We start from the raw sequence: 4,314 nt of genomic DNA on the forward strand, positions 1-4,314 counted from the left end.
TCGGCTCAGGCGGCGGTACGAAGCCTAGGCTCGGGAGAACGTGTCGCCAAACAGATGTTTTCCCCGGGCGGTACGATTTACTTCGGCGACAGTATCGCCCACGGCTACCGCAGCGCGGTAAACGGCAAAGGGTCAACCAAAGTGGGCGCCAATCCACAGCAGGTATTGGGCTTCATCAACGGCTATTCCGGCAACCTGCAAGGTCAAACCATGATTCTGTCGTCCGGTATGAGCAACAACCCGAACGATACCGGCGGCATCCGGGCCCAAATCCGTGCATTGCGTGCCAGGGGGGCGGATGTGCGGCTGCTCGGGGTATCCAACACCTACAATCGAAACGGCCAAACCGGTGCGAAAATGAACGCCCTGCTGGGGCAGATTGCCCGCGAGGAACATGCCGCTTTCCAAGGAGGCTTCCAAGCCGGCAGGGATAATATCCATCCGGCCGGTTACAACTATCAGCCGTGGTTGAATGGCGGTCAATCAGGCGGGCAGCCAAACTCAGCGATGGCGGAAACCCTGGCTATGATTAGGAAGCATGAAGGCTTCTCCAGCCGTACCTATTGGGACGTGAATGCTTACCGCTTAGGCTACGGAACAGACACCATCACCGACCGTAACGGCAACGTCCGCAGAGTGCGACAGGGTGATACCGTTACCCGTGAGGATGCGGAGCGTGATTTGGCACGCCGAGTGCAAATATTCCGAAACGGAGCGCGCAGGAAAATCGGCGAAGCGCAGTTCGACCGCCTGCCGGCCAAAACACAGGCTGCCATCACTTCGGTTGCTTACAACTACGGCAGCTTGGATAAATTGCCGTCGTTGGTAACCGCTGCCCGCAGTGGCAATCTCCCGGCTCTCTCCCAAGCAATTGCCGCCCGCCAAGGCGACAACCGAGGCGTGAATAGGAGAAGGCGACTGGATGAGGCCGCCGCAGTGTTGTCTGACCTGAACAGCCGACCCGTAGGTGGACAAGTCGTTGCCGACAATGCGCAGCGTGGCTTACAATCCATGCAGCAAGGCGCTGTGGCCCGCCAGCAGGCGCAGCAGATTACCAACAACAGCAATATGCAGTTCGCCATCAACGGCGGCATTCATGTGCAGTCTTCGGCCAACACCATAGACGGAACGATGGAAGATGCCTCTGCCGCAGCCCGTAACAGACTGGTGCAGATTATGCCGGCGATGGTTTAATTTGGAGGGAATATGAAAAGGTTGTTATCAGCAGCAATATTGTTAGCCGTCGGTTTAGCGTATGCCGACTCAAACATAGATTATCAATCACAGTATGACCAATGCATTGATAGAATTACTGCCCCATATAATGGGGCAATTGCAGCCTGTGCTAGAAGTGTTGATGCTTTAGTAAGTGAAGATTTGAATAATACTTATGAGAATATCTACAACTTCTATGCCAACGATAACAACCCTTACTCTCCTGAGACTGCTAGGCTGTTAAAAGCCAGTCAGGTTGCTTATTTGGATTATCGTAGCAAAATGTGCCAATTTAGAAATCGGATTGGTGCAATGCCTATGGACGTGATTTGCCCGATGGAGATGAATATTAGGCGGCTAAGAGAGCTTCAAGAGTATAAATTAGGACAGTAAAATTCAATTCCCCCTTGCATTCGCAGGGGGTTTTGTTTATTGGGGATTTCCCCCGCGCTGCAAGGTTTCCCTCTGCAGAAAGGTTTGTTATGGCTTGGAACTCAATCGGCATTCCGAATGTGCCAAATCTCCCAAGAAACATTGGCGGCGCGCTGATTAAGTTCGGCGGTGCAGCACTCATCAACACCATTTTCGGCAATTACTGGGGCATTTTCGGACAAAACGGCATCCCGCTGCTGTTGTCGGACAACGTCACTTCGGTCAAACACCAAAACACGTCCAAAGTGTCCAATGCACCGGTGGAGCGCGGCTCGTTCGCCAGCTATAACAAGGTTGGCGAACCGTTCACGGTAACGGTGCAGATGAGCAAGGGGAGCGGCGGCGTGTTTGAGCGCGGGGCGTTTCTCGGCTTGCTGGATACGCTGGCCAACAGCACGGATTTGTTCTTGGTTATTACGCCCGAAGCGGTGTATCCGAATATGGCGATTACGGGCTACGACTACGCCCGCGAGGCATCGGACGGCGCACGGCTGTTAAAGGTCAATATCCATTTGGCCGAAGTGCGGCAGGCGGAAGTGAAATACACCAAGACCAAATCCGAAGGCGCGCAGGCGCAACAGGACGGCGGCAATGTGCAGCCCAAGCCGGTGCAGAACAACGAATCCATCTTGTCGAAGCTGTACGGTTCAGGCAGTGATGGGTTTGGGAAAATAACCGATACATTCAGAAAGGGGTTCGGTTTGAAATGATTTACCAAATCCCCCTAAAACCCGTCCCCGTGCAAAAGGTTTCCGCCACGCTGGACGGTCAGGACGTAACCGTATCGCTGCTGCCGCGATTGGGTAAGCTGTATGCCTCCGTGTCGGCAGACGGGCGCGTGCTAATACGCGAACGGGTATGTCTGCACGGCATGCCGCTGGTGGGCGAGGCTTATCGCGGCTTTCGCGGCGAACTGTATTTTGTCGATACCGCAGGCAGCCTAGACCCGCAATGGCAGGAACTGGGCAGCCGTTTTATTTTGGTGTACCGCGATGAGCATTAAAGAGAAAATCCTGCGTGTCAGCATCAAGTTAGGGCAGGAAAAAGACGTATGGGATGCGAAAGGCAACGATACGCTGGTGGTCGAAGGTTTGCGTACCTCCTGCCAAATCAACTACGGCAACGGCGCGGTAATGCCGTCTGCACGCATCAAGGTGTACGGCTTGAAGCTCGACAGCATCATGAAGCTCTTGCGCGTGAAGTGGAACACCGAGCAGGCAATGATGAACTTGGTGCAGGTGGAGGCAGGGGAACAGGACGGCTTGAGCGTGGTCTATACCGGCAATATCACCTTCGCCTACCCCGATATGGGCGGCGCGCCGGATATTTGCCTGGTCATCGAGAGCCACACCGCCGTTTTATGGCAGCTCAAGCCCGCCGAAGCGGTCAGCCACGAAGGCGAAACCGATGTGGCAAAGGCGGTTGAAGCCATTTGCAAACGAATGGGCAGACGCTTTGAAAACAACGGTGTAAAAGCCAAAATCAGCAACCAGTATTTGGACAATACCGAATTGGGCAAAATACAGCAGATTGCCGCCAATGCGAATATAGACGTGTACATCGACAACGAAACCGTCGCCATCGCGCCCAAGGGGCAGCCGCGCATGATTGACGTCCCCATCGTCAGCCCGTCCACCGGCCTAATCGGCTATCCAATACCCGATTTGCAGGGTGTTAAGCTGCAATGCCTGTACGACAAAGCCCTGCGCTTCGGCGGACTGATTGAGGTTGCAGGCAGCCTGATTGAGCAATGCAACGGCAGATGGCGCGTATTCGGGCTGTCGCTGGATTTAGAAAGCCAAGTGCCGGGCGGCAAATGGCTGGCCGACATCAAAGCCGCCAATGTGGAGGATACAAATGCCAAAGTCGCAACAAAATAACTGGGCGCAATACCGCCCCGAACACACACAGGGCGGCGCGGGCGAAATCGGCGCAATCGTGTCGGGCATCATCTCGCGCATCCAAACCGTCACGCTGGTGCGCGTGGTCAAAACCAAATCGGGCGGGCTTGCCCCTGTCGGGCTGGTGGATGTGCAGCCGTTGGTTGCCCAAATCAGCGGCGACGGCACGGTTACGCCGCACGGCATCATCTACAATGTGCCGTATTTCCGTCTGCAAGGCGGCGGCAACGCCGTGATTATCGACCCAGAACCGGGCGATATTGGCATGTGCGGCTTTTGCAGCCGTGATATTTCCAGCGTCAAGCAAAACAAAGCGCCGTCCGCTCCGCAAAGCAGGCGGCGTTTCGATTATTCGGACGGCCTGTATTTCGGCGGCTTCCTGAACGGCACGCCCAATCAATACATCATGTTTTCCAAAGGCGGCATCAAACTGTTTTCGCCCGGCGATATTGAGATGGAGGCGACCAATATCAGTCTGAAAGCGCAAGGCGGCGTGAGCAGCACCTCGCAAACCTTTCAGGCGAACACCCAAACCACGGCGCAATTCTCGGGTGGCGGCGGGATTTCTTCCGACGGCGACATGACGGCGAATGGTGTCAGCCTGATGCACCACGTCCACAAAGGCGTGCAGACCGGCGGCGGCAACACGGGGCAGCCCGTATAGGCTGCCTGAAATCCCCCCGCATCAACCCTGATGCGCCAAACACGGAATCATATTGTCTTCACGCGGAGACGTGGCATAACTGACGGTGTGGCGGTAGATTTT

The 4,314-nt window shown here is 55.3% G+C and carries 6 protein-coding genes; all 6 read left to right on the forward strand.

Annotation, left to right across the window (positions count from 1 at the left end; genetic code table 11):
- Window positions 1–1,194, forward strand: a 1,194-nt coding sequence (locus KEM39_RS10835) for a lysozyme (protein ID WP_418030226.1), incomplete at its 5' end; no start/stop codon positions are given.
- Window positions 1,195–1,206: 12 nt separating this feature from the next.
- On the forward strand, window positions 1,207–1,608 hold the full coding sequence (locus KEM39_RS10840) for a lysozyme inhibitor LprI family protein (protein WP_118786813.1): 402 nt from the start codon (window positions 1,207–1,209) through the stop codon (window positions 1,606–1,608).
- 89 nt (window positions 1,609–1,697) lie between these two features.
- Window positions 1,698–2,357 carry a phage baseplate protein gene (locus KEM39_RS10845; RefSeq protein ID WP_211710020.1) on the forward strand — a complete coding sequence of 220 codons (660 nt, stop codon included), beginning with the start codon at window positions 1,698–1,700 and terminating at the stop codon, window positions 2,355–2,357.
- A complete protein-coding gene (locus KEM39_RS10850) occupies window positions 2,354–2,650 on the forward strand; it encodes a phage baseplate plug family protein (RefSeq protein WP_211710021.1) in 297 nt (98 codons plus the stop codon). Before KEM39_RS10845 ends, KEM39_RS10850 begins: the two co-directional genes overlap by 4 nt.
- Window positions 2,640–3,527: a baseplate hub protein gene (locus KEM39_RS10855; protein WP_211710022.1), complete on the forward strand. Its 888-nt coding sequence runs from the start codon at window positions 2,640–2,642 to the stop codon at window positions 3,525–3,527. The genes KEM39_RS10850 and KEM39_RS10855 overlap by 11 nt, the downstream gene beginning before the upstream one ends.
- Window positions 3,505–4,212: a Gp138 family membrane-puncturing spike protein gene (locus KEM39_RS10860; protein WP_211710023.1), complete on the forward strand. Its 708-nt coding sequence runs from the start codon at window positions 3,505–3,507 to the stop codon at window positions 4,210–4,212. Before KEM39_RS10855 ends, KEM39_RS10860 begins: the two co-directional genes overlap by 23 nt.
- The last annotated feature ends 102 nt before the right edge of the window (window positions 4,213–4,314 follow it).

Source organism: Neisseria sp. Marseille-Q1983, assembly GCF_018224585.1.
Lineage (GTDB): Bacteria > Pseudomonadota > Gammaproteobacteria > Burkholderiales > Neisseriaceae > Neisseria > Neisseria polysaccharea.

Excerpts from the sequence above, each read along its gene's own strand:
- KEM39_RS10840 (WP_118786813.1), top strand. The coding sequence starts at position 1,207 with ATGAAAAGGTTGTTATCAGCAGCAATATTGTTAGCCGTCGGTTTAGCG.
- KEM39_RS10850 (WP_211710021.1), top strand. The coding sequence starts at position 2,354 with ATGATTTACCAAATCCCCCTAAAACCCGTCCCCGTGCAAAAGGTTTCC.
- KEM39_RS10855 (WP_211710022.1), top strand. The coding sequence starts at position 2,640 with ATGAGCATTAAAGAGAAAATCCTGCGTGTCAGCATCAAGTTAGGGCAG.
- KEM39_RS10860 (WP_211710023.1), top strand. The coding sequence starts at position 3,505 with ATGCCAAAGTCGCAACAAAATAACTGGGCGCAATACCGCCCCGAACAC.
- KEM39_RS10845 (WP_211710020.1), top strand. The coding sequence starts at position 1,698 with ATGGCTTGGAACTCAATCGGCATTCCGAATGTGCCAAATCTCCCAAGA.